At 29.2% G+C, this 25,580-nt stretch carries 21 protein-coding genes; 14 read left to right on the plus strand and 7 right to left on the minus strand.

What is annotated here, in order from left to right; all coding sequences use genetic code 11:
- Positions 1-250 precede the first annotated feature (250 nt).
- On the minus strand, positions 251-1,498 hold the full coding sequence (locus M2325_RS02210; RefSeq protein WP_209590506.1) for an adenosylhomocysteinase: 1,248 nt from the start codon (positions 1,496-1,498) through the stop codon (positions 251-253).
- A gap of 278 nt (positions 1,499-1,776) precedes the next feature.
- Here M2325_RS02210 and M2325_RS02215 point away from each other — a divergent pair, with 278 nt between their 5' ends.
- Both M2325_RS02215 and asnB read left to right on the plus strand, forming a co-directional pair.
- Positions 1,777-2,193 carry a ribonuclease P protein component 4 gene (locus M2325_RS02215; RefSeq protein WP_209590507.1) on the plus strand — a complete coding sequence of 139 codons (417 nt, stop codon included), beginning with the start codon at positions 1,777-1,779 and terminating at the stop codon, positions 2,191-2,193.
- Positions 2,194-2,550: 357 nt separating this feature from the next.
- Entirely contained in the window at positions 2,551-4,293 is a 1,743-nt protein-coding gene (gene asnB, locus M2325_RS02220; protein ID WP_259050696.1) for an asparagine synthase (glutamine-hydrolyzing), read from the plus strand.
- A 78-nt stretch (positions 4,294-4,371) separates the two neighbouring features.
- Here the strand turns inward: asnB and dapF are convergent, their stop codons facing one another.
- The gene (dapF, locus tag M2325_RS02225) at positions 4,372-5,322 is read right to left on the minus strand and encodes a diaminopimelate epimerase (RefSeq protein WP_209590820.1); all 951 of its coding nucleotides are present in this window, start codon (positions 5,320-5,322) and stop codon (positions 4,372-4,374) included.
- A gap of 218 nt (positions 5,323-5,540) precedes the next feature.
- On the opposite strand from dapF, the gene M2325_RS02230 reads away from it, so the two are divergent.
- Entirely contained in the window at positions 5,541-5,984 is a 444-nt protein-coding gene (locus M2325_RS02230; RefSeq protein WP_209590509.1) for a DUF371 domain-containing protein, read from the plus strand.
- Between the two features lie 24 nt (positions 5,985-6,008).
- Here the strand turns inward: M2325_RS02230 and aroD are convergent, their stop codons facing one another.
- Together aroD and M2325_RS02240 are read right to left on the minus strand one after the other, a co-directional pair.
- Positions 6,009-6,752 carry a type I 3-dehydroquinate dehydratase gene (gene aroD / locus M2325_RS02235; protein ID WP_259050698.1) on the minus strand — a complete coding sequence of 248 codons (744 nt, stop codon included), beginning with the start codon at positions 6,750-6,752 and terminating at the stop codon, positions 6,009-6,011.
- 22 nt (positions 6,753-6,774) lie between these two features.
- Positions 6,775-9,147, minus strand: a complete 2,373-nt coding sequence (locus M2325_RS02240) for a DEAD/DEAH box helicase (RefSeq protein WP_245314083.1) — start codon at positions 9,145-9,147, stop codon at positions 6,775-6,777.
- 242 nt (positions 9,148-9,389) lie between these two features.
- On the opposite strand from M2325_RS02240, the gene aroC reads away from it, so the two are divergent.
- Together aroC and M2325_RS02250 are read left to right on the plus strand one after the other, a co-directional pair.
- Positions 9,390-10,562 carry a chorismate synthase gene (gene aroC, locus M2325_RS02245; protein ID WP_259050699.1) on the plus strand — a complete coding sequence of 391 codons (1,173 nt, stop codon included), beginning with the start codon at positions 9,390-9,392 and terminating at the stop codon, positions 10,560-10,562.
- Positions 10,563-10,724: 162 nt separating this feature from the next.
- Positions 10,725-11,192 carry a hypothetical protein gene (locus M2325_RS02250; protein WP_209631567.1) on the plus strand — a complete coding sequence of 156 codons (468 nt, stop codon included), beginning with the start codon at positions 10,725-10,727 and terminating at the stop codon, positions 11,190-11,192.
- A 96-nt stretch (positions 11,193-11,288) separates the two neighbouring features.
- Here the strand turns inward: M2325_RS02250 and M2325_RS02255 are convergent, their stop codons facing one another.
- Together M2325_RS02255 and frhD are read right to left on the minus strand one after the other, a co-directional pair.
- On the minus strand, positions 11,289-11,678 hold the full coding sequence (locus M2325_RS02255) for a DUF126 domain-containing protein (protein ID WP_209590514.1): 390 nt from the start codon (positions 11,676-11,678) through the stop codon (positions 11,289-11,291).
- 65 nt (positions 11,679-11,743) lie between these two features.
- Positions 11,744-12,226: a coenzyme F420-reducing hydrogenase, FrhD protein gene (gene frhD, locus M2325_RS02260; RefSeq protein WP_209590515.1), complete on the minus strand. Its 483-nt coding sequence runs from the start codon at positions 12,224-12,226 to the stop codon at positions 11,744-11,746.
- A gap of 251 nt (positions 12,227-12,477) precedes the next feature.
- On the opposite strand from frhD, the gene recJ reads away from it, so the two are divergent.
- The 5 genes from recJ to M2325_RS02285 all read left to right on the plus strand — a co-directional run bounded on the left by recJ (position 12,478) and on the right by M2325_RS02285 (position 21,072).
- Positions 12,478-13,926 (plus strand): RecJ family nuclease, encoded by a 1,449-nt coding sequence (gene recJ / locus M2325_RS02265; RefSeq protein WP_259050700.1) that lies wholly within the window; start codon positions 12,478-12,480, stop codon positions 13,924-13,926.
- Between the two features lie 157 nt (positions 13,927-14,083).
- A complete protein-coding gene (gene sucC / locus M2325_RS02270) occupies positions 14,084-15,175 on the plus strand; it encodes an ADP-forming succinate--CoA ligase subunit beta (protein ID WP_209590517.1) in 1,092 nt (363 codons plus the stop codon).
- Between the two features lie 200 nt (positions 15,176-15,375).
- The gene (locus tag M2325_RS02275) at positions 15,376-16,500 is read left to right on the plus strand and encodes a DegT/DnrJ/EryC1/StrS family aminotransferase (protein WP_259050702.1); all 1,125 of its coding nucleotides are present in this window, start codon (positions 15,376-15,378) and stop codon (positions 16,498-16,500) included.
- A 301-nt stretch (positions 16,501-16,801) separates the two neighbouring features.
- Entirely contained in the window at positions 16,802-19,483 is a 2,682-nt protein-coding gene (locus tag M2325_RS02280; protein ID WP_259050705.1) for a valine--tRNA ligase, read from the plus strand.
- Between the two features lie 350 nt (positions 19,484-19,833).
- Positions 19,834-21,072 carry a CBS domain-containing protein gene (locus M2325_RS02285; protein WP_209590520.1) on the plus strand — a complete coding sequence of 413 codons (1,239 nt, stop codon included), beginning with the start codon at positions 19,834-19,836 and terminating at the stop codon, positions 21,070-21,072.
- A gap of 493 nt (positions 21,073-21,565) precedes the next feature.
- On the opposite strand, the gene M2325_RS02290 is transcribed toward M2325_RS02285, so the two are convergent.
- A complete protein-coding gene (locus tag M2325_RS02290; RefSeq protein WP_209590521.1) occupies positions 21,566-21,775 on the minus strand; it encodes a hypothetical protein in 210 nt (69 codons plus the stop codon).
- A gap of 322 nt (positions 21,776-22,097) precedes the next feature.
- Here M2325_RS02290 and M2325_RS02295 point away from each other — a divergent pair, with 322 nt between their 5' ends.
- From M2325_RS02295 to M2325_RS02310, 4 genes are all read left to right on the plus strand, one after another.
- Positions 22,098-22,352, plus strand: a complete 255-nt coding sequence (locus tag M2325_RS02295; protein ID WP_209590522.1) for a PRC-barrel domain-containing protein — start codon at positions 22,098-22,100, stop codon at positions 22,350-22,352.
- Positions 22,353-22,583: 231 nt separating this feature from the next.
- The gene (locus M2325_RS02300; RefSeq protein ID WP_259050707.1) at positions 22,584-23,405 is read left to right on the plus strand and encodes an aspartate dehydrogenase; all 822 of its coding nucleotides are present in this window, start codon (positions 22,584-22,586) and stop codon (positions 23,403-23,405) included.
- A 526-nt stretch (positions 23,406-23,931) separates the two neighbouring features.
- Positions 23,932-24,267 (plus strand): MJ1244 family protein, encoded by a 336-nt coding sequence (locus tag M2325_RS02305; protein ID WP_209590524.1) that lies wholly within the window; start codon positions 23,932-23,934, stop codon positions 24,265-24,267.
- A 660-nt stretch (positions 24,268-24,927) separates the two neighbouring features.
- On the plus strand, positions 24,928-25,323 hold the full coding sequence (locus M2325_RS02310; protein ID WP_259050862.1) for a DUF134 domain-containing protein: 396 nt from the start codon (positions 24,928-24,930) through the stop codon (positions 25,321-25,323).
- The last annotated feature ends 257 nt before the right edge of the window (positions 25,324-25,580 follow it).

Raw genomic sequence — 25,580 nt, forward strand, 5'->3', positions numbered from 1 at the left:
TATGTATAATATTAATTTTGTAAAATATTATTTATGGATATATATGGGTTATTTTAAATTACTTATTTTTTAATAAACAATATGATAAACAATATAATAAACAATATTAAAATTATCGAGATTATTAAAACTATTACAATTGTAATCCTAATATCGCCTGATAATATAAATTATTATTTGCTGTAATATAAAATTAAAATAAAATAAAATAAAATAAATTTAAAAAAATAGATTATAGATTATACTTAAATTATGTTCCTTCTTTCCAATCATTTAAGTACTTTTTCTGTTCAGGGGTTAATTCGTCAATTTCTGAACCCATTGATTTTAATTTTAAGAGTGCTATTTTTGCATCTTGCTCGTATGGGATTTCATAGACGCTATTTTCCATATTCTTATGGTTTTCAACGATGTTTTTTGCACCTAAAGCCTGGTTTGCAAAACTCATGTCCATAACTTCACAAGGGTGACCATCTGCACAAGCTAAGTTTACAAGTCTTCCTTCACCTAACAAGTAGATTCTTTTGTTGTTTATATTATATTCTTCAATATTATTTCTAACAACGGTTACTTCACTTGCTAAGTCATTTAAGTTATTTTTATCGATTTCATTATCGAAGTGTCCTGCATTTGATAAAACCGCACCATCTTTCATTAATAAGAAGTGTTCGGTTCTTAAAATATCTTTACATCCTGTAGTTGTAACAAATACGTCACCTAATTTACAAGCTTCGCACATTGGCATTACTTGGTATCCATCCATTCTTGCTTCGAGTGCTCTAATAGGGTCAACTTCGGTTACAATAACATTTGCACCGTGTCCATCTGCCCTCATTGCTACACCTCTACCGCACCAGCCGTAACCTGCTACTACAACAGTTTTTCCAGCCATTAATAAATTAGTGGTTCTTAAAATACCGTCGAGTGCACTTTGACCAGTTCCATATCTGTTATCGAATAAGTGCTTTGTATCTGCATCGTTAACGTTGATAACAGGGAATTTTAAAGCTCCTTCTTGCGCCATTGCTTTTAATCTAATTACTCCAGTAGTGGTTTCTTCACAACCGCCCATTATTGAGTCCAATAATTCGGTTCTTTTTGTGTGCAATAAAAAGATTAAATCTGCACCGTCATCAATAACTACATCAGGTTTTGCATCCAAAACTTTGTTTAAGTTTTCGTAGTATTCTTCGTTTGTTTCGCCTCTCCAAGCGTAAACTTCCATTCCACGTTCGACACAAGCCGCAGCTACATCATCTTGGGTTGAAAGAGGATTGCAACCGGTAATAATAATTTTAGCGCCACCTTCCATCAAAGTTTCTGCAAGAATTGCAGTTTTTGCTTCAAGGTGTAATGCCATACCTAATTTAACACCTTCGAAAGGTTTTGTTTTCTTAAATTCTTCTCTTATGGAAGCTAAAACTGGCATGTGGTTTTTTGCCCATTCCATTTTCATATGTCCTTCTTTCGCAAGGCTCATATCTTTTACTTTGCTCATAGTTTCCACCAAATTTTAAAATTTCAAAGTATATGGATTTACTTATCTATTTATTCATCGGTTTAATATAATTTAATATAATTTAATATAAGTTCGATATAAATTTAATATAAATTTAATATAAATTTAGTATCTATTTAATACCTATTTTTATTATTGAATTACCAAATAATCCCATAATTTTAAAGTATAATTTATTACATAGTACATAATAAATTATATAATATATAATAATATTGTATATGTATCAAATAAAAAGTAATAATTATTGTGAAAAAATGCGGAAAAGTAAAAAAGCGAATCAAAATTTAAGAAACATTGTAAATGAGAGAATTGACATTTTAATGAATCTTGCTGAAAAAGAAACCAAAAGGGGAAACACGGACAGGGTAAAAAGATATGTTACTTTAAGTCGAAAATTAGCAATGAAAATTAGAATGTCATTTCCTAAGCGATGGAAAAGACACATATGTAAAAATTGTGACTCTTTCTTAATTTATGGATTAAATGCTACCGTTCGTACAAATCCAAAAGAGTCTTGCGTAACTATAACTTGCTTAGAATGCGGTAATATTGTTAGAATTCCATATTTAAAAGAGAAAAAGCTCAAAAGACAATTAAAATATAAAGAAAGGACTGAAAATTCAAATCCAAATCCAAATCCAATTGAAAATTCTATATTGAATAATAATTAAATATTTTTATACATTTTATAATTTGTTCCATACTTTATTCTTATAATTTATTTAATTTTTAATTTTTAATTTTCTTTTTTATAAATAGGTATATATAAAATAAGCTACTTATAACTGAAAACTACATTAAATACACGATATTTCGATATTAGACAAACTAATGACGAATTCATATATTAACGCCTGAATTAAATATTGATAGTTATAAATATGATAACTTAAATAAATAGATTAACAAATAAATAACTAATAAATAACTAATAAATAACTAATAAATAACTAATAAATAATTACTAATGTAATTAATAAATTGGTAAAAAAATAACAAAAAAACAAATTTATTTTTGTGTGAGTGAAATGTGTTCAATAACTGGAGTAATCTCAAAAGATGATGACCCCTCGAGTAGTCGTAATACAGAGAGGCTGCTTTTAACAATGACAAAAATACTGAAGCATCGGGGTCAGGATATGTCAGGTATGATGCTTGATGACGATGTAATCTATTTTAAGAATTTTAATGAATTAGAAGACGAAAGTATACATAATTCAAAGTTTAGTTCAAGTAGAGTTCATTTAGGTCATAATAGGCTTGCAATAGTGGGAGAAGCTGTTCAACCATTACCTAATTGTGATGAATCCATATGGATTGTATGTAACGGTGAAGTTTACAATTATATAGAATTAAACGACGATTTGTGTGAAAAACACTGTTTTAAAACTGATACTGATACTGAAGTGATATTACACGCGTATGAAGACCATACCGAAGATAGACTCGACGGTGATTTCGCATATGCAATATATGATAAGGAAAAAAATATTGTAGTATTACGTAGGGATTTAATGGGTGTCAAACCACTTTATTATATAGATTTAGAAAATCATTTCGTATTTGCATCTGAAAAGAAGGCTTTATATTACGCATTAATGAAATTGGAAAATTATACGTATGAAGAAGCATTTAATTCAGAGTTAATAAAGCGTTTAGACCCAAATAGTGAATTAATTTATCATTTGGATAATAATGAAATTGCAATTCATGTAAATTTGGAAGAAATCGTTACAGAATATTATAATTACAATTATAATACAGTAAATTATGATTATAACTATTGTAGAAATGAATTAAACAACGTACTTAATCAAGCGGTAAGTAAACGTGTAAGGGGCTTGGAAAAAGTGGGTATTATCTATTCTGGTGGTGTAGATAGTACTCTCGTAGCAAAACTAGCCTCTGAAAACTGCAAAGAAGTTATACTTTATACCGTAGGTACCGAAGGTTCAGAAGACGTTTATTATGCAGAAAAAGCTGCAAAGGACTTAAATTTAAAGCTTAGGAAGAAAACATTAACTGAAGATGACTTTGAAAAGTACTTACTAAAAGTTGCTAACGCAATTGACGAATTAAACGTTATGAAACTTGGCGTAGGTATCCCAATATATGCAGCTTCAGAAATGGCAAATGAGGACGGAATAAAGGTTGTATTATCCGGACAAGGTGCGGATGAGCTTTTTGCAGGTTATAATCGTTATAAGAGAACATTAGCTGAAAAAGGAAAAGAAGGGCTGGAAAAAGAGCTTTATCACGATTCTATGAATATTTATAAAGTTAATTTGGAAAGAGACGACCACTGTACCATGGCAAATGGCGTAGAATTGAGAGTTCCATTTTTAGATAAAAACGTTGTAAATGTGGCTCTTTCAATGCCTGTAGAGTATAAAATTACAAAAGACGAAGATGCTGAAAATAGTAAAAACGAACACTGGAAAAGAATTCTTAGGGATGTTTCAAGGGATTATGTACCGGATTATATTGCAGACCGTCCAAAAAAAGCGGCACAGTACGGTAGCGGAAGTGAAAAAACCATTTACCACGTCGCAAGGACTCACGGTTATTCAAAAAGAAATATTGAAAATTTCTTAAAAGAGTACGTATTCGGTAAAATGGAAGAAAACATAACTCAATATTTAAATTCTGATAATCAAGACCAAGAATTTGAAAGTTCTGAATTTTTAGATTCAAAAAATATGGACAAAATAAATAATTTGAAAAAATCAAATAATTCAAAAGTAGTTAAAGATGGCATTAAGTATGCCTAACTAATATTTTATTTTTATTCTATTTTTCTTATATTTTTATTCTATTTTTTAAAAATATTACCTTATTTGAGATAGATATTATAAATTTTTAAGTATTCCATCGTAGGAGATTTCTGCACCGCCTTTCATATAAACGTCGTTACCATTATTTACGATTTCGATTTCTAAGTCTCCACCATCGAGATGTGCAAGTACTTTGCAACCAGTTTTACTTAATTTTTCACAAACTGCAACAGATGACGTTGTACCAGTACCACAAGCGGTCGTATAGCCAGCACCTCTTTCCCATGTGATTATCTGTATTTCATTTTCATTAATTAGGTTTATAAAGTGTACGTTTATCTTTTCAGGGAATGCAGGGTGGCATTCCATGTAACCACCTAATTCATTTAAATTTTTACGTATAAATTCTACATCCAAGTTGTTTTCTTGAAGGATTATAACTGCGTGAGGGTTCCCAACATTTGCTACACTAAGTTTTAAAGCTTCTTTACCGATTTTTTTAAGACATTCGCAATTTACAGGTAATTCTAAGTTCATGAATTCCAAATCTTCTGCAATATTCTCAATAGCCATTGGAATATCTTTCATAGCATATTTTGGATTACCCATATATACTCTAACATTTTTCACGAAATCTTTGTTTGATTCATCAAATTCCATTTCAGAAATCCTTAAACCACCTTCACTCTGAACTCTTAATGGATTATTTTTAAAGTCGGTTCTTTCGTGCACATATTTAGAAAAGCATCTTATACCATTTCCACACATCTCCGCTTCGCTTCCATCACTGTTAAATATCCTAAATCTAACGTCTGCATCGTAATCGATTTCGATTTTTGAAGGCTTTTGAACAAATATTACTCCATCGGCACCAACTGAAAAACCTCTTTTACATATTTTATTTGAGAATTCGCCTTTTAATTCTTCAGGAACTACCAAACTATCTAATTCGTTGAATACAATGTAGTCATTTCCAAGTGCGTGCATTTTCGTAAATTCTAAATTAATATATTTTTTTGATTTCATAAATTCATTAAATCCTATAGATTCCATAATTGCACCGTCCAATAATTATTATTTTTTAATACTTATCTGAGCATATATTATATTTATATATTGAATTAAAGTACTATTAACTAATTTCAATATTTAAAATTATCTAAATTTAAAATGCAAATAACGATAATAACGATAATAACGATAATAACGATAATAACGATAATAACGATAATAATGGTAACACTATGATTAATAAAAATTTAAAACTAGAATTTAAAGCAAAAGGTCATAAAAACGTTAAATCAACACATAAAAGTACTTTAGAGATAACAAAAGAAGATTATTTAACACCTACAGGGGATTGCATTGTGGCGATAAATTCAAATATTGCAATAAATGATTTGCCCGAGGAATTTAAAGAGCAATTAAAGCAAGGTAAATCTTTAAAAATTACGTTAGAATGCAAAGATAGCAAAACTAACGAAATTTACAAGGATACAATTATTTCAAAAGGTTCAAAGGATTTAATTCTTAATCACAACACAGACATGGTCATAAGAAAAAGTACGCACATATGCCCAAGGACTTTATCAATAAACGCGGATAAAAGTGCAAAAGACTTAAATAGGGATTTAATAGACTGTTTAAAACAAGAAAGTGAATTATTGATTGAATTTGAAATAATTTAGATATATAGAATCGTTATAATGATATTAACGATAATATCTTTCCCAAATTTCAAATAAGTCATCAATATGTAATTGACCAGGTGCAGAGGCTTTTTCTTTAGAAACTGTGCAGAATGTAAGTATAGAACCAAATTGAGGTCCATGGACTCGAGTAATTTTCCCCAACTTTCCCATCCCTATTGCAATTATATTATGTTTATACTCGCTACAAGCTTTAAATATATTGCAATTATCCATATTTTCACATACTGAGGTTGCTATTTTAGCAATATCTCCATATCTAAATTCTTCTTCAATAATATTTTTTAAAATTGAATAATCATCGGTTTTCATAAAATTATGGTATGAAACTATGATTTTAGTATTTGAGTGCACATTATCCCGATAATCTCTAAGCCCCTGCTTTACCCCTTTCAAATTTTTATGCTCTATATCAATATAGTTTACATTAAAGTCTATTGCACGCTTTAAAATATCCAAACAACCCAATACACTTTCTTTTTCATTATTCCATGTTCCCCCTTCCCAATTCCATCGAACAGTAATTATTTTCTCACAATCACATTTAAAAATTTTTTCAACGTTTTCAATGGATAATTCGCTTTTATGTAAACAATCTAATCTAAATTCGTACATATGTGGTACATTTTTAGAATATACCTTATTATGAACATCTTTTACAAATTTTAAAGATTTTTCAACGGTTTCTTCCATAACTGGCACGCAAATCTTATAAAGTTCTATATCTTTTTCAACTTCAATTTTCATAATCCACCTATTAATTATCTAATTATTCATCGTCTTTATCTTTATTTTTCGAGTATTCTGGTTTACTAAATTTATTTGTGACCACTTTTCTAATATTTTTGGCAGTAATCTCCCCAACTCCTTCAACAGCCATTAATTCACGTTCTGAAGCCGTAAATACTTCTTCTACAGTATCAAATTTCGTCAATAGATTTTCAGCCATTATCGGACCAACATCGGGAAGCCCTTCAACGAGGAATTTTTGACGTTCTTTTGTTGACATAGGTCTTTTACCATATCTAATGGCAATTGGTCTTTTTTCTTTAAGTTGCTCTCTTTCTGCTATCCTGACAAGTGTATCAACCGTTTCTTGAACATTTTTGGTAAATATTATTGGTATTCCATAATCTACCATGATTGAAAGTATCATACCAGTAATCGCATTTTTGTTTAATCTGTAAAATTCGTCCCCTTCTATGATTAGCAATGGCTTTTCATATTTTTTTAAATCTCCAAGCTGTTTAAATAACCTTTTATCAATAATGGAGCCTTCAAAGTCTTCTGCAGTTTTTCTTTCAATCGCAACTCTGTCACTTAATATATAGTCCCCTATTTCAAGAGTTTTAAATTCTACGTTTGCTTTATCTAAAAAGTACCTACCTACGCCTCTTTCCCTAGTATCTACAATAATTGTGGCTATTTTGGCATTTTTAGCGTTTTTAGCTTTTAAAGTTTCATTGGATATATTTTCCACTTTTTCTAATTTTTCTAATTTTTCCAAATCTTCTTTTTTATTTTTTTCATCTTTTTTGACATTTTCAGATTTTACAACGTTCATTAAATCAAGATATTTGGGTTTAGATTCCTCTTTTTCATCAATAATAACTGTTTTTTCAATTTCTTTATTTTCTTTATATTTTTTAATATCTTGAATCTGGTCAATTTTACATTGTTCAATTTCGTCTAATTCATTATTTTTAAGCTTTTTAATCTCACATAGCTTCTCATTAAGTGTTTTTTGCATATCTTTAAGTATGTTCTTCATACTCTTCTCTTTAGCAATTGCAGCCCTGTAATAACCTTCGTCACGCGTTCCTTTTGCAATAAGGATTATTACTTCTCCCCCTTCTCCTCTCATAACACGTCCACGACGTTGAATAAATCTAATTTCTGAAGGCACCGGCTCATAAAATACCACGTAGTTAACCGCAGAAATGTCCATACCTTCCTCGGATACGCTAGTAGATACTAAAACGTCTATTTCTCCTTTAAATTTAGCAATCGCTTTTGATTGCTCTTTTTGAGACATTCCCTTACCATCTTTGTTACTTTGACCTACAAACATTAATGCAGGAATACCACGTTCTTTTAAACTATCAACAATCTTTGAAACCGTATCTCTATATTGTGCAAAGACAATAACTTTTTCTTTCTGTGCAACAGCTTCTGAAACAACTTCTAAGAGCGATTCTAATTTTGGGTGTTCGATATCTGTTTCATTTATCATATCCACTATTTTTTTAATATCGCGGTCGTGATATATTTCTTTTGCAGATTTCGTGTTTTGAGATGCTAATTTATCATAGTAGTTCAAAAAAGCATCTTTTCCCTGCGTTTCAAGTGTTTCAATGAGATAATCTATTTTTATGGCTTCAGAATTTACTTTCAATAATTGAAACTTATTTTTATCATCCATCATCATTATTTTTTTATTCAATACTAATAAATCCGTTTTATTTACATTAATGGTATATATGGCGTTATGCTCTTTGAGTACTTTTAATCGTTGATTCAATGATTTTTTTAGTAGTTTTAAAGCTTCGTTATATTCTTCAGGAAGTTCTACACGTTTAGGTTTTAATTTGGCTTTAGCAATGTATTGCTTAACGTCTAAATCATCTTCAGTACGTATTTCAACATGTTCAATACCTAAATTCTCGCATACTTCAAGAATTCTTTCAATATTGGAGCCTGGAGACGCGGTTAATCCTAATATATGGGTTTTTTCCCTAAATACGTTACCTACAAACGTGTATGAGTGATTACCTGTAGTGTGGTGTGCTTCATCTGCCACGAGTATTGAAAAATCATTTGGGTTTAATCGTGTAGCGATAATGTCATTTTCCACGACTTGAGGTGTAGAAATAAATATACGCCCGTTTTCCCATAATTCCTGACGTTTTAATGGTTGAACTTTCCCGTTTAAGATTAATATCTCATCTTCAGGTACGTTTAAGAATTTTTTAAGACTTTCAAAGTGTTGTTCTACAAGTGGACGAGATGGTGCAATAATAAGAGCTTTACCGCCTTTTTTATGCAAAATACCTGCAATTGTTAATGTCGCAATCGCAGTTTTCCCTAAGCCAGTACCTAAAACACATAACGTATTGGTTTTCAAGGCATTTGCTACAATCATCTGCTGATATATCCTAGCTTGGATTTTATTTTTCTTTATAAAAGGATGAGTATTAATAAAATTGGGTAATTCTTCTTTTGAGTTTGAATTTTTCAAAATAACACCTGATAAATACTAATTAATTATAATAAACATATGTTAGTATATTTTATATTTTTACTATTAAATATATTTATATATGTAATTTATTTTATTTAACAATAGATTTAACAATAGATTAAACTTAAAATTACGGTGATATTATGAATACATATGGAAATTTATTTAGGGTTACGGTATGGGGAGAAAGCCACGGAAAAGCGCTGGGTGCAGTAATAGACGGATGCCCCTCGAATTTAGAGCTTTCTGAATATGATATTCAAAAAGAATTAAATAGGCGTAGGCCTGGCTATAGTATTTTTTCAACGCCCCGTAAGGAAGAAGATAAGATAGAACTTCTTTCTGGAATTTTTGAGGGCAAAACTACGGGAACGCCAATATCTGCAGTGGTATATAATACCAATCAAAAATCGAAGGATTATTCGGCTTTAAAAGATACTCCAAGACCTGGACATGCCGATTTAAATTACATACTTAAGTATGGAAACTACGATTACAGGGGTGGTGGTCGTACAAGTGGTAGGACTACAATCGGGCACGTTATTGGTGGAGCAATAGCAAAAAAATTATTAACTAGAGAAAAAATAATAGTATTCGGGCATTCTGTCAAAATTGGAAAAATTAAAGGAGATATAACTTACTACGATAATTTATATAAAAATTTGAATAATAATAATGATAATACTAAAGATACCGATAGTAATAATATTAATAACAACAATTACATTGACAAAATTATAAATGATTTAGACAATAACCCACTTAGAACTTTATCAAATAATTATAAAGACATGGAGAAATACGTTTTAAACGCAATGGATAATAATGATAGCGTAGGTGGGGTAGTAGAGTTAATAGTTTTAAATTTACCACAAGGAATCGGCGAACCATTATTTAATAAGCTAAATGCTAGAATTTCAGAAGCTTTAATGTCTATAAATGCCGTTAAAGGTGTTGAAATTGGACGAGGTTTTGAAGTATCTGAGCTTTATGGTAGCGAAAATAACGACGAATATTATTACAAATCTACTGAAAATAACGAAAACGATAATCAAATAAATTATAAGTCCAACAACTGTGGTGGCGTAATTGCAGGAATAAGCACAGGTACGCCCATTGTAGTTAGGGTGGCAATAAAACCAACTCCGTCCATATTCAAAGTACAGGATACTATAAATTTAAAGACTAAAACAAACGCAAAACTTAAAATAGAAGGTAGGCACGACCCTATTATAGTTCCTAGAGTCATACCTGTTTTAGAAAGTATGATTTCCATAGTACTCGTAGATTTGTTAAAAGAAGCTAACAAAATTTAATATTTATTCTTTTTAAATTTTTTTATTATCTTTTTTATTACTTATTATTTTATTTTTAATTTTTAATTTTTATTTCATAATAAATTTTTAGTTTAATTGATAAATTATATTATATAAATACTATGATTAATATAATTTATTATGAATATGAGGGGGATAGCAATGACTTATACATCAAGAAAATTAGAGGACATAAGGCATAGTATTAAAAAAGAAAAGGCTTCTATACTCAGAATTAGAGTTTTAAGGGTGGTTATAGGCATATTGATATTAATAATAGCTTATTTGTTGACTAACGATATAGGTATATATTCTTGGCTAGGTGCAATTTTCATAATTTTCATAATTTGGGCTTATATATCGAGTAAACTTTCGGAACGATGTAAAATGGTTGAACATCTTAAAAATCTGGAATTAATGCACATTGAAGAAAAAGAAGACGATTTGTTTCGAGAAGAGGGCGAGACTTCAGAACTAGCTCTAAAATCAGAAGAAAAAGAAGACGACGCTACAAAAGATGACGAAATAAAAAAAATAGAAGATATTGAAAACATTGAAAACATTGAAAACAATGGGGAAATTAAAGAAGAAAAAGAAGATATAGACATATTAAATTCTAAAAAAGAATAATTAATAGAATCTAACATACCTATTGATATTAAATTATAATATTAAATTATAAACATATATTTTTTTCACGTATCTATTTTATAAAATTGTTATTTATTAGTTTTCGACTTTAATAATTCCATTATTTCCATCAACGATAATTTTATCGCCATTTTTCAATTTGGATATATCAACATGGTCTACAAGCGGTATTTTACCTAAAATAGCGCCTGTAGCCACAATAGGCTCACAATCTTGGTTAACAATACCTTTAAGCAATCCTTTTTTTGCAAGTCCGTATATAACATATGAGCCCACAGTGCTACCTTTTCCAGTAGGGAATACAAATATTTTGTTTGCTATGCTTTTTCCGTATAATTCGTTCTCTTTATCGGTTACAATACCTTCTTCACTAACCCCTCCTAAAAAGGAAATAGGACTATTGGATATAATAATTTCTCCCTCCACATAGCCTTTTGAAATAATTCTACCTTTTAATTCTTCCAAATTATCACACACCTATATTTTATTAGTTTATTCTAATTTAAGTTTAGTTTTAAATTAATTTTAACTTACTCCTTTAACTCTTCTAACACCATTTCAACAGCATTTTCAAGCGAATTTTTAACTTCATCAGTTAATCCAACTTCTATATCGGGCATGGTAACTCTTTTAGCCTGACAACCAATGATTACGACTTCAATACCTGCTTCTTTAGCTTTTAATAAATAATCAGACAATGGCATGTCGTGAGCATCAAAATTATATTTATCGATTTTAGTCAAGTTTTTGATACCTAATTTTTTCAATGTTCCAGGTTCTAATTTAAAATCAATAATATCCACGACGATTATTTTTTCAACAGGGCAGTCTTTATCCATAATAGACATAAGATAGTAAGGTGCCCCCGTACCTGCATCAATTACCCCTACATCTTCGGGTAATTCCATATTTTCGAGTAAACTTATAACTTCGTAACCAAATCCATCATCGGCAAATAGCATATTACCACAGCCCATAACGAGTTTTTTAAATTTTAAAGAGTCTGGTATCATAATATCACTTAATTAGTCCATAATTTAATAAGTCCAATAATTTTAATCTTTAAATATATATAATTATGATTATAATATATGCAACATTTCATATAATAATAACTAATAATAACTAATAACAAGTAATAATACTTATTATTAACGAGAAATATACCTAAATGATTATATTGGAAATTTGGATTAGGAATTTAGAAGTTATCATATTCAAATATAGATTAAATACATGTAAAATTATTTAAATCGGTGAATTTATGGAAATAATACCAATTAAGGATATAGAAAGTTTCAACAACGTTATAAATTTGATAAAATTAAAAATAGACAATTATAATGGCACTATACGGCTAATTACGCATCACGACCCCGATGGACTTACATCAGGGGCAATATTAATCAACATGTTAATGAGAATTAACAAACAATTTCATATAACCGTGATAGAAAATTTAAACGATGAAAAAATCGAAGAATTTAAAAAGGAAGCAACCTGTAAAAATGACCAACTGTTTATATTTTCCGATATGGGAAGCGGACAGATTGATAAAATCTTAGATGCTAAGTTAAACGCTATTATTTTAGACCACCATCCCGTTAAAATAAAAAAATATATAATTGACCGGGAAAATAGCCAAAATAGCCAAAATAGCCAAAATAGCCAAATTTTACAGTTAAACCCCATACTAATGGGAGTAGATGGCTCAAGAGAGCTTTCAGGTAGCGGAACTTGTTATTTAGTAGCAAGAGCTTATGGTTTTTGTGATTTAGCACCTATTGCATTAATTGGAGCTATTGGAGATATGCAACACAAACCATTTTTGGGTTTAAATAAGTTCATACTAAATGAAGCAAGGCAAAATAGACATATAAAGATAATGAGGGATTTAATATTTAATTGCTTTAACATAGAAATCAGTAAAACAATTTATTACTCTACACAGCCTTATTTAAATTTAAGCAATGGGGAAATTGTCGAAATATTGAATAACGCTGAAATTAACCCAAATTGTAAAGCACTTACAATAAACGAAAAAGAGAATTTAATAAATGAATTAAATAGACATTTCCTGAATAGATTACCTATAGAATGTAAAAATTCAGATATAATTCAAAAGATAAATGAAAATAAGTTGAAAGACTTAATTATAGAGCGAATTTTGATAAACACAGAAAGTAAAGAATTAGGGGCTTTTAAAAATATAGGAATAAATGATGCTTACTATTTATCTGAGATTTTAAATGCTTGCGGTAGAAAAGAAGAAACAGCATTGGGCTTAAGCATATTACTTGGAGATAAAAAAGCAGTCGAAAAAGGAAAAGAATTGTTCAGGGAATATAAAATTGAAGTTATAAATGATTTAAAAACTACTGAACTCAAAGAAATGGAAAATTTAAGATATTTCATAGGTAATAAAGGAAAAACTGGTATAATTGCGTCATTAATGGTTACCGATAAACCAGTTTTAGGTTTTAATGAAGAAAACGATATTTACAAGGTATCTTCTAGGGGAAACCGAGAATTAGTTGAAAATGGATTGAATTTATCTGAAGCTATGGGTTTAGCTAAAAAATACGGTGGAGACGGTGGAGGGCATAACGTAGCCTCAGGGGCAGCCATTAAAAAGACAGAGATGGAAAATTTTTTAAATGAAGTCAATGTTTTAATTGGAAAACAGGTGAAAAAGCAAACTGAAAAAAATTAATTGAAAAAATAAGTTACACTAATTTGTAATATTTATAACATTTTTACTTCTTATTTTTAATAGATAATCTATAGTATGTAATCTATATATACAAAAAAGTCAAATATCTATTTAAATCATTTTAAATCATTCAAAATTTAAGTCAATTGGTGAATTTATGAAATTACACGAATATGAAGCAAAGGCAATATTCAAATCATATGGAATCCCCGTTCCAAATAGCAAAGTTACAGACAAAAAAGTAGAAAATATCGATAATCCGGTTGTTGTAAAGGCTCAAGTACTTGTAGGTGGTAGGGGAAAGGCAGGCGGAATTTTATTTGCAAATAACACCCAAGAAGCAAATGAAAAAATCGAAGAATTGTTAAATAAGGATATCAAGGGCGAAAAAGTAGAAAAAGTACTTCTAGAAGATATGATAAACATTGCAAAAGAATATTATGTCGGTATTGTTATAGATAGAAACAATAAACAGGCTGTAGTAATGTTCTCAACTGAAGGCGGTGTAGATATTGAGCAAGTGGCTGAAAAATCCCCTGAGAAAATTATAAAATACTATGTTGACTTTGATAAAGAATTCCAACCATATATGGCAAGAAATATGTTAATAAGAGCAGGAATTCCTTCAAAAGAAATCTCAAAAATTGCTACAATTATATCAAAGCTCTATAAAGCATTTGAAGATATGGACGGCTCTTTAATTGAAATTAACCCGTTAGTAGTTACAAAAGAGGAAACAATAATTGCAGCAGACGCAGTATTTAATTTAGACGATGATTCCTACTACAAACACGATTTTGCCAAATTTGAAGAATACAGCAAGCAAGAAAAATCAGAATTCGCATACGTTGATTTGGATGGAGACATAGCAGTAATTGGAAATGGTGCAGGTTTAACACTAGCATCTATGGACATCGTTAAAAATTCTGGTGGCGAACCATCCTGCTTTTTAGATGTGGGTGGCGGTTCAAACAGTGAAACCGTTCAAAAAGCATTAAGAAGAGCTTTATCAAAAGAAGGAATTAAAGGCGTATTTATAAACATTTTGGGCGGTATTACTAGATGTGACGAAGTTTCAAAAGGTATCGTAGAAGTTTATAAGGACTATCCAAATGTTAAGTTTGCCGTTAGATTAATGGGAACAAATGAAGAAGAAGGTAGGAGAATATTGAATGAAAATGGAATTTCATTTGAAACTACAATGGATAATGCAGCTAAAAAATTAATGGAAATCATACAATCTGAATAAATAAATCATATTAATTCTTAATTCTTAATTATTACTTATTAATTCTTAATTAGTAATTTATTATTTACTTTTTTTAGTGTTAAATTAAATAATTAATTTTATATCCTTAAACCACAAATATATTTTAAAATTTATTTTTATAAATTACTAAATTATGAATAATATTGCGAATAACAATATTGACTCAATGAGGCGGGATTTTGTCACAAAAAACTGAAAAAGCAAATATATCAAGAAATATACCAATTGCTAAGCCATTGGTAGGCGAAGAAGAAATACAAGCGGTTACTGATGTATTAAAAAGTGGAATGTTAGCACACGGCGCAGAAGTTGAGAAATTTGAAAAAGAATTCGCCAATTATCAGCAAACTAAATATGGTATCGGCGTTACGAGTGGAACTGTGGCTTTAGACCTTGCTTTAAAAGCTTTAAAGCTATCACATGGTGATGAAGTTATAACAACACCATTCACATTTATAGCTTCAAGTAATGCTATATTATATCAAGGTTCAAAAGCTGTTTTCGCAGACATTGATGAAAAAACCTATAATATTGACCCTGAACAAGTAATGGAAAAAATAACACCAAATACGAAAGCAATAATCGCAGTTCACCTTTTTGGACAGCCTGCAAATGTTAAAGCCCTCAAAGAAATTGCTGAAGACCACAATATTTATTTAATTGAGGATGCAGCACAAGCACATGGTGCAGAATATAATAATAAGAGAGTTGGAGGATTTGGAGACTTTTCAACATTTAGTTTTTATCCTACAAAGAATATGACTACTGGAGAAGGCGGTATCGTATTAACAAACGATGATGAGTTATGCAATAGGGCCAAACTTATCAGAAATCACGGACAATCTGAAAAATACTTACACACTGAATTAGGTTATAATTTTAGAATGACAAGCATATCTGCAGCAATTGGAAGAGTGCAACTTAAAAATCTCGGGGATTGGACAGAAAAAAGAATAAAAAACGCCAAATTATTAAATGATGGTCTTAAAGATGTCGACGGTATTATAACACCATTTAAAGATAAACATGTAAAACACGTTTATCATCAATACTGCATTCGCGTAGAAGACGAATTTAAATTAAAAAGAGACGAATTACAGGAATACCTAGCTGAAAAAGGCATTGGTACGGGTATTCATTATCCAATACCTGTGAATTACCAGCCTATTTATGAAAAATTAGGATATGCTAAAGACTGTGACAAATCAAAATACGCATCAGAACGGATTTTGAGTTTACCAGTTCATCCATCAGTAACAGAAGTGGATATTGAATATATATTGGATGTTTTTAAAAATATTTAATAAATTATTTTTTATTTTTTATTTATTATTTATTTTATTTATTATTTATTTTATTTATTATTTATTTTATTTATTTTATTTTATTTTATTTTATTTTTTTAATAAGTTTGTTTAAATAACCATATTTTTTACGATGTTGTTCATTAAATTTCGTAGATTTTATTAATCTTTATATAATATAAATAGCAATTATTAAAAATACAATTAAATTATATTTATAAAACAAATAGTATCAAAAATATTAAAAATATTAAATATATTAAAGTAATACTCGATAATTAATTATATTTGAGGGCTATCAATGGAAATTAAAGAAGAATATTCTATGGAAGTAGAAAAAAAAATTCAAGAAAAATGGGAAGATGAAAAATTATATAAGTTTATGGAAGATGAAAAAAGACCTCCTTATATAATCGATACACCCCCACCATACCCAACAGGTAAAATGCACTTAGGACACGGTTTAAACTGGACATACATGGATATTATAGCAAGATTTAAGAGAATGAACGGCTATGATGTTATGTTCCCACAAGGTTGGGACTGTCACGGCTTACCAACCGAAGTAAAGGTTGAAGAAATCCACAATATCACTAAATCCGGCGTAGATAGGCAAGAATTTAGAAAAATGTGTATTGACCTCACTGAAGAAAATATCGATAAAATGAGGGAACAAGTACGTTCATTAGGTATTTCAACAGATTGGGATAGGGAATACATCACAATGACCCCAGAATATGTTAAAAAGTCACAAACTGCTTTTTTAAGAATGCAACAAAAAGGTCTCATATACAGAGGAAAGCACCCTGTAAACTGGTGCCCAAGGTGTGAAACCGCCATTGCTTTCGCAGAAGTTGAATATCAAGAAAGAACCTCTAAATTAAACTATGTAAAATTCCCTTACGCAGCAAACGATGGAAAATACTTAGAAATAGCTACATCAAGACCGGAATTAATGGCTGCTTGTGTAGGAATCGTAGTTCACCCGGAAGATGAAAGATACAGCGACGTAGTAGGAAAAACCGTAAGGGTTCCATTATTTGACCAAGAAGTAACCGTTTATCCTGACGAAGATGTAGAGAAGGATTTCGGTACCGGTGTCGTAATGGTATGTACTTTTGGGGACAAAACCGACGTTACATGGGTTAACAGACACAGTTTAGAAGTTAAAAAAGCAATCGACGAAAAAGGACAATTAACCGAAATTGCTGGAAAATACCAAGGTTTAAAATCTGAAGAAGCAAGAAAAGAAATAATTGGCGATTTAAAGGCAAACGATTATATGATAAAACAAGAACCTTTAGAACAAAATGTAGGTTCCTGCTGGAGATGTAAAACACCTATTGAAATCATCGTTGGAGACCAATGGTTCGTAAACGTTACTAAAATGCTCGAAGAAGCAGAAAAAGCAACAAATGAAATTAAATGGATTCCAGAACATATGAAAGCAAGGCTTTTAAAATGGATTGAAGACATGGGCTGGGACTGGTGTATCAGCAGACAAAGATTATTTGCAACCCCTATTCCAGTATGGTACTGTAAAGATTGTGGAGAAATCATTTTCGCAAAAGAAGAAGATTTACCAATTGACCCTACAAAAGAATCACCATATACTTGTAAATGTGGAAGTAAAAACTTAAGAGCTGAAACAGATGTTTTAGACACCTGGATGGATTCGTCAATAACCCCTATGGTAATTGCAGGCTGGTTGGAAGATGAAGAATTCTTCAAAAAATACTACCCTGTCCAATTGAGACCACAAGGTCACGATATAATCAGAACTTGGGCATTTTACACAATAGTAAGGTCATTGGCCTTAACAGGTGAAAAGCCTTGGGACGAAATCGCTGTAAATGGCATGGTTTTCGGTGAAGATGGATTTAAGATGAGTAAAAGTAGAGGAAACGTTGTAGCACCTTCAGAAATTACTGATAAATATGGTGCAGATTCCCTTAGATTATGGGCTTCAAACAGTACATTAGGTAAAGATGTTCCTTTTGCTTGGAAAGAAGTCGAATACGGAAACAGATTCTTAAGAAAAGTATGGAACGCAAGTAAATTTGCAAAAATGAATATCAGCGATGATGTAATTGCTACCATAAAAGCAAAAATGAACCCAAAAATAAATGAAAGCGAAAAAATAGAAATTACAAATCCTGTAGACCTTTGGATTTTAAGTAAATTAAATAAATTGGTAAAAGAAGTAAGTGAAGACCTCGAAAACTACAAATTCAACGCTGTTGCAGATATTCAAAAATTCTTATGGCACGAATTCTGTGATAACTACATCGAATTAGTAAAACATAGGCTTTACAATAAAGAAGAAACTGAAGAAGCAAACAACGAAAGATTTATGGCACAGTACACACTTTATAATGTTATTACAGAGTGTACAAAAATGTTAGCTCCATTTACACCGCACTTCTCGGATTTAGTTGGTGAAATTTACGAAATCGATGACTTACATTTCACCTGGGCAACGTTGGATGAATCATTCATCAGCGAAGAAAATGAAGAAATGGGAGAAATGGTTAAAAATGCCGTAGCTTCCTTAAGAAGATACAAATCAAACAAAGGTATGCCATTAAATGCGGAATTATCCAAAGTGGAAATTTATGCTGAAGAAAAAGAGTTCAATGCGCTAAATACTACAAAAGCGGATATTTCAGGTTCCTTAAAAATCAATGATTTGGTAATAACAATGGGTAAGCCATCTTTGGAGCAGAAAATATCCGAAGTAACACCAAATAAATCAAAAATCGGTCCTGAGCATAAGCAAAATGCTGGAAAGGTAATGAACTTTATTAAAAATGCAAATGCTGAAACTATTGAAAAAATATTAAACGAAGGTTTTGAATCTGAATTTGGTATGCTTACAAAAGAACACATCAAAGATGTTAAAAGAGCAATGTATGCAAACGGTGAAGAAGTTGAAACCGTAAGTATTGACGGAGCAGTTGACACAATCGCTATAATTCAATAAAAAATATTTTATTTTTTTATTTTATTTACTTTATTTTAAGTTATTTCTTTTATTTTATTATTTTATATATTATATTCTTTTATTATTTTTATAGCATTAATGTATATAAATATTTATATATTTAAGTTAATATCCTCAATTTATCATTATTTTTAATTACAAATACGTTAAAATTAGCCTTTTTGTTGTAACTTAATTATTTTAAATTTATATATGAAATGACCTTTTAATGAAACTAATTATTTATGTTGTTCATCATATATACATTTTATGACACCGCGCGCTATCCCAAAGGATATAATAGGGAAAAAACAAAATATATATCATGGATTTAGGCGGGGTGAAATTTGATGAGCAAGCTCGTTAAAGATATTTCTACAAAAGACGTCGTTATTGTAACGCCGGAAACCACAGTTTCCAAAGCAATTAGTATGATGGAAACTAATAGATTCCACAATTTACTCGTGGAGAAGGAGGGTGTAATTTACCTTGTAAATATTCACGATTTGTTACTTTCAAATTCTGTAGGTCAACCAATCGGCGATTTAATGTACAAACCACATGGAGTTCTTGAAGACGCGACAGTTATAGACGCATGCTTTGACATAGTAAATAGCGGTCAGAGGGTAGCTCCAGTTTATAATAGCAAGAATAACATTGCAGGAATCATAACTGATTATGATATTATAGAAGCCGTTTCAACTTCAGATATTTTGAAAGACGTCTCAGTAGACGAAATAATGACCAAAAACCCCATAACAATAGATAAAAATGAAAATGTAGGTAAGGCAAGGAATTTAATGTCTAAATATGGCATAGGAAGATTAATCGTATTAGATGAAGATGGCGAGCCTGAGGGTATCGTCACAGAAGACGACATAATTAAAAAAATATACAAACCAAAAGTTAAAATGACAATCGGTGATATAAAAGGCGAAAAAATATCAAGAATGTCTCAATCCGTTTCTTCAATAATGAGTTATCCTGTAGTTAGCGCAGAATTGACGGATTCAATACCTGAAGTTGCTAGAATATTAAAAGAAAATGATATTAGAGGAATGCCTGTCTACAAGAATGGTACTTTAAGGGGCATAATTACAAGATATGACATACTTAAGTATATCTATGACCTTAAAGCAGAATCAATGATTGAAGTAGAAATTAGGGGCGAACTAGAAGAGGAACAACGAGAGCTTGCAGAAAGAATTTTAAGTTCAGAAGTTAACAAGATAGTGAAATATTCCAGACAGTTGCAATGGATGAAAATATCCATTAAGAAAGAACGTGATAAAGGGGGTAGTCCATTTTATAACGTTAAGGTTTATGTAAAAACTCCTCGAAAGTTGTTTGTTGGTGAGTCAAAGCCTAAATTATCATCAACCAAGAGATATGAGTTCGATGGAGAAGATATTGAATTAATTGCAGAAAAACAAAGATGGGATTTCATAGAAGTTTTAAAAGATGCCTTAGAATCTGTTAAAAAGCAAATAGAAATGAACAGACAAAGAGGTAGGTCTAAAAATTTAAATCAAAATAAAAAAGAAATTCTTGCAGAACTTGAAGAACTAGAAGATAACATAATCAAGTAACTTAAATAAATCAAATAACTTAAATAACTTACATTATTATTCTTAAATTTTTAATCTTTAAATAATTTATATATGCCAAAATTTAATGAAATAATCATCATGATTATATTTTATATTTTATAGTAGTATATTTGTCTATATTTTGCATTCGCACCAATAATAACTAGAATAACTAGAATAACTAAAAATAAGAGTTAGATATTTAGAATAAATTCCCCCCATTCCCCTATTACTAAATATCACCACGTATTGATAATATTAATATTAATATCAATATCAATATTTTATATTTATATTTTTGTAAGAGTCTTATACTTTAATGTATTATTTTTTAGGATGCCATATACAATATAGTAATGCAGAAAATACGGTGCAATTTATAATTAATATACTCAAAATTCTATTTTTAATTTTTAGTTTTAAATTTTAATAATTGCAATATTATAAACAATATTGTAAAAAAAGTATTTTTAAATATTTAAATGATTAATCATTAGTCTGTTATTCTATATTCGGTTCTGTCTTTACTGAATGACAAATCGTCATTATACCACTCTTCCCAACCTATTAGCATATATCCATCAACCATAACTGATTTTCTTATTTTTTCAAGAACTTCTATATTTTCTTCGGCGTTCATAACTTCTATCCATATATCTTCGTCTTTTTTAAAATATAACTTTACAAAACGTCTTGTTGCCATATTTTCCCCATCTTTTACTATATTTGGCTAATAAATATATATTTAATATTTTAACTATATACATATGTCGAAAATATGTCGAATTTAAATAGCGTTAATTTATATAATTTACATTCATATAATATATTATGAAGTAATTATGTTTTATCGATTATTATAAAATACAAGATATTTAAATTACTATATTTCAAAAGTGATACAGTATGTTATAAATACATTAATTAAATTATAACATGTATTGTTTAAATTAAGTCCATAACTATAAGTATTTATATCAAAATATTATTTATATAATCAGTTAGTGAAATTGGGAGGCATACTTATGGCGATTAAAATAAGTGATTTATTGAATAAGAAAATCTACACAACTGAAGCTATTTATGTTGGTAAAGTTTTTGATGCAATGATTGACACAGAGAAGTCAACCGTAGGGGGAATAGTTATTGCAGATGTGGCCAACGGATGTTTAAAGGAAACAATAGAAGACCCATCTAAAAAAGTAGTTTTACCATTCCAGTTAATAACCGCTATAGGTAACATCATATTGATTAAACCACCTATAACATCTAAATTTTAATTATATTCTATAATAATTAATTATATTTTATATTGTTGAATTTTAGTATTAAATAAATTTATTTTTTATCTTCTATTTTTAGTTTATATTTATTCTATTTTTATATTTTTTTATATTTTTTTATATTTTATTTTATATACTATAAAGATATATTATAAAATAATAATTAAAAATACAAATAATGACAAACAATAAATTAATCAATAAGCAATTAAAAATATAGTGAGTAAAATGTTAAAAATAGGTATCGTCGGGTGCGGAGCAATCGCATCATTGATATGCAAGGCGTTAGAAACCGAGCGAGTTAAAAAAGCTGAAGTTATAAGTTTGTACGATACAAATTATCAAAAATCGTCAGAACTTGCAAGAAAAACTAATTCAGAATCTTATGAGACTTTAGAGGGTTTCTTGAATTCAAACATTGATTTGGTTGTAGAATGTGCTTCCGTAAATGCTGTACAGGATGTAGCTACAAAATCATTAAATTCAGATAAAGATGTCATAATAATGAGCGTAGGAGCTTTAGTAGATAAAGAACTATTTATTAAATTACGTGATTTAGCAGAAGAAAACAATAAAAAAGTTTATGTTCCCTCCGGAGCAATTGCAGGCATAGATGCAATAAAGGCAGGCTCTTTGGGACATATCGAAAAAGTTGAATTAATTACTACCAAGCCAGTGTTTGGTTTAGTTAACGCACTATTAAAAAACGGAATGACCGAGGAAGAAATATCTGAAATTCAAGAAAAAGGGGAACCTACTGTCGTATTTGACGGAACTGTATTCGATGCAATTTCAAAATTCCCACAAAACATTAACGTTTCTGTGGTTTTATCATTAGCTTCGAAAGTACCTGCAAATGTGAAAATAGTTGCAGACCCTACTCTATCTACAAATAAACACGAAATATATGTTAAAGGTTCCATTGGCACAATAAAAACTTGTGTAGAAAATAATCCTTGTAAAGATAACCCAAAAACATCAGCTTTAGCAGCTTATTCGGTTATCCTGTTAATAAAAGACTTATCCGAACCCCTAAGAATTGGAACTTAATTTAAAATTATACATATATTATCTCTAATTTTATTTTCTTTGATTTTATCTTTAACTTTAATATTATTCAATTAATACAATTTTAGTTTTACCTTTACGTTTACTTTTAATCTTATTTTTAATCTTATTTTTAATCTCGTAACTAATTAAATTAATTATGTCTCAATATTATCCTTATCGTATAGACATTTATTCTTATAGTATTATATATTTCATAATTTTTCTCATTATGTTCCTTCTTTATAAATATGATAATATCAAATTAAAAATATATAAAAAGTTATAAATTAGGTAAGTGAATATATTATAGTATACTGTATTATATCAATAATAAAATATGGATATCATGGATTAAGGTATAATAAAGTATCTAGATATATGAATGTTGAAAATATAATCAATACTATTGTTTGCACAAGATTAACAAGTTTAAAAGGTTTAAAAAGTTATAATCTATCTTAAATTTGTTACTAGTAATTTAGTTTAGTATTGACATTTACCTAATAATTTCATACGGGGGGAAAATATGAAATTGTTGATAAAACTATTTATAGAATCAAAAAATATCGGTAAAGCGATAAATGCACTTTCAGAAGGGGGAATCTCGGGATTTTATATTAAAGAATATGCCGGATTGTCGCCTTACGATTGGCAAGGTTTCTTGTTATCTGAAGAACCGGAACTCGCAATTAATTTTGTAAAACAATTATCTCAAAATACGTTACTTATAAATGCAGTTGTTAATATGGATGTCGTACCATCTCTTAAGGAAAAAATACACGAAAGACTTGAAGATGAAAAGTACACCATGATTATGATGCCTGTTTTGGGTATGACAATAAATAACCCTGAACTAGATTAATCAATGAATACATATTTAATTTTATTATTTTATAGTTTGAATTATTTTATAACATATATTATAATTATATACTATACGTTTTATGTTATTGTTAAATTAAGCCATTAAATTATAAATTAGTAGATTACTGAACTTATTATATTTTAAATCATAATACGTTAATATATAGTTACGCCATATAAGCCATTTAGTTTTAAATTTAATTTTCTTTGTTGGATTATTTAATCTCTAAATTGAATATAAATAACCTGGCAGTTTTATTTCTTTTTTAAATAATAAGTCGCATAATATACATAATTAAATTAAAATAGATTATTAATAACAATTAGATTAATAAACTACTAACACAAATATATAGTATATATGCAACTATATGGTTTTAGATTGATATTATATGAGTATATCCCACAATAGTCAATAATAATCAATATAATAATCAATAATAAGTTTAAAATTTAATAAATACGCATATGTTTGATAATTTGATGATGAATTACTGTTGATACTATGAAAAAAAATGAAAGTAATATTTGTATTGTAGATGAATCTAAAGAAGGCAAAATTGACGATAGTGACTTGGATAATCAAAAATGCCTTAAGAATGAAAAAGAAAATAAAGAAAATAAAGAAAATAATAAAGAAAAAGAAACTGAAAAAAAGATAGATGCAAAGCCTGATGAAAAAAAGGGTAGGCCAAAAATACCTAGGTTAATAAGTGAAGAACCAAAATTTGAAACTTTTAAACCATTAGGAACGCCAAGATATGATTTAGAGACCTTAAAATTAACTGTTGAGGAATTAGAAAGTATAAGACTTGTTGATTATATTGGATATGCTCACGAAGATGCAGCAGCCTCAATGGGAATATCTAGACGTGTTTTTTGGAATATTTTAAAATCTGCAAGGCAAAAGATTTCAGATGCTTTAATAAATGGTAAGATGCTCCAAATTGGAGGCGGACATTATAGGTTAAGAAATTGTGGAAATACTTGCAGTGGCGGTAGATGTAGTTATAGGGTACGTCAATGCAATTGGAAGGATAGAAAAGACATATAATGCAGATTATTATTAAATTAATTTAAATAATGATATTTATGAAAGTTATATTTTTATTTATCGGATAATTAATAAGTAATAATTAATAAGTAATAATTAATAAGTAATAATTAATAAGTAATAATTAATAAGTTAGAACCAATAATGTAAATGAAAAAATTTAAATAACCCTATAGTTTTATAATATGTGCACTTATGGGTAAAATTCATATACTATGTTAAATATTAATTATATATGTTATTTGTTTACCTGCGGG

Origin of the sequence: Methanococcus voltae PS (assembly GCF_024807035.1) — an archaeon.
Classification (GTDB): Archaea; AGJL01; Methanococci; order Methanococcales; family Methanococcaceae; genus Methanococcus; species Methanococcus voltae.

Bases quoted from the DNA above. Each gene is read 5' to 3' on its own strand.
- M2325_RS02210 (WP_209590506.1), bottom strand. From the start codon at position 1,498: ATGAGCAAAGTAAAAGATATGAGCCTTGCGAAAGAAGGACATATGAAA.
- M2325_RS02215 (WP_209590507.1), top strand. From the start codon at position 1,777: ATGCGGAAAAGTAAAAAAGCGAATCAAAATTTAAGAAACATTGTAAAT.
- asnB (WP_259050696.1), top strand. From the start codon at position 2,551: ATGTGTTCAATAACTGGAGTAATCTCAAAAGATGATGACCCCTCGAGT.
- dapF (WP_209590820.1), bottom strand. From the start codon at position 5,322: ATGAAATCAAAAAAATATATTAATTTAGAATTTACGAAAATGCACGCA.
- M2325_RS02230 (WP_209590509.1), top strand. From the start codon at position 5,541: ATGATTAATAAAAATTTAAAACTAGAATTTAAAGCAAAAGGTCATAAA.
- aroD (WP_259050698.1), bottom strand. From the start codon at position 6,752: ATGAAAATTGAAGTTGAAAAAGATATAGAACTTTATAAGATTTGCGTG.
- M2325_RS02240 (WP_245314083.1), bottom strand. From the start codon at position 9,147: ATGATTGTAGCAAATGCCTTGAAAACCAATACGTTATGTGTTTTAGGT.
- aroC (WP_259050699.1), top strand. From the start codon at position 9,390: ATGAATACATATGGAAATTTATTTAGGGTTACGGTATGGGGAGAAAGC.
- M2325_RS02250 (WP_209631567.1), top strand. From the start codon at position 10,725: ATGACTTATACATCAAGAAAATTAGAGGACATAAGGCATAGTATTAAA.
- frhD (WP_209590515.1), bottom strand. From the start codon at position 12,226: ATGATACCAGACTCTTTAAAATTTAAAAAACTCGTTATGGGCTGTGGT.
- recJ (WP_259050700.1), top strand. From the start codon at position 12,478: ATGGAAATAATACCAATTAAGGATATAGAAAGTTTCAACAACGTTATA.
- sucC (WP_209590517.1), top strand. From the start codon at position 14,084: ATGAAATTACACGAATATGAAGCAAAGGCAATATTCAAATCATATGGA.
- M2325_RS02280 (WP_259050705.1), top strand. From the start codon at position 16,802: ATGGAAATTAAAGAAGAATATTCTATGGAAGTAGAAAAAAAAATTCAA.
- M2325_RS02285 (WP_209590520.1), top strand. From the start codon at position 19,834: ATGAGCAAGCTCGTTAAAGATATTTCTACAAAAGACGTCGTTATTGTA.
- M2325_RS02290 (WP_209590521.1), bottom strand. From the start codon at position 21,775: ATGGCAACAAGACGTTTTGTAAAGTTATATTTTAAAAAAGACGAAGAT.
- M2325_RS02295 (WP_209590522.1), top strand. From the start codon at position 22,098: ATGGCGATTAAAATAAGTGATTTATTGAATAAGAAAATCTACACAACT.
- M2325_RS02300 (WP_259050707.1), top strand. From the start codon at position 22,584: ATGTTAAAAATAGGTATCGTCGGGTGCGGAGCAATCGCATCATTGATA.
- M2325_RS02305 (WP_209590524.1), top strand. From the start codon at position 23,932: ATGAAATTGTTGATAAAACTATTTATAGAATCAAAAAATATCGGTAAA.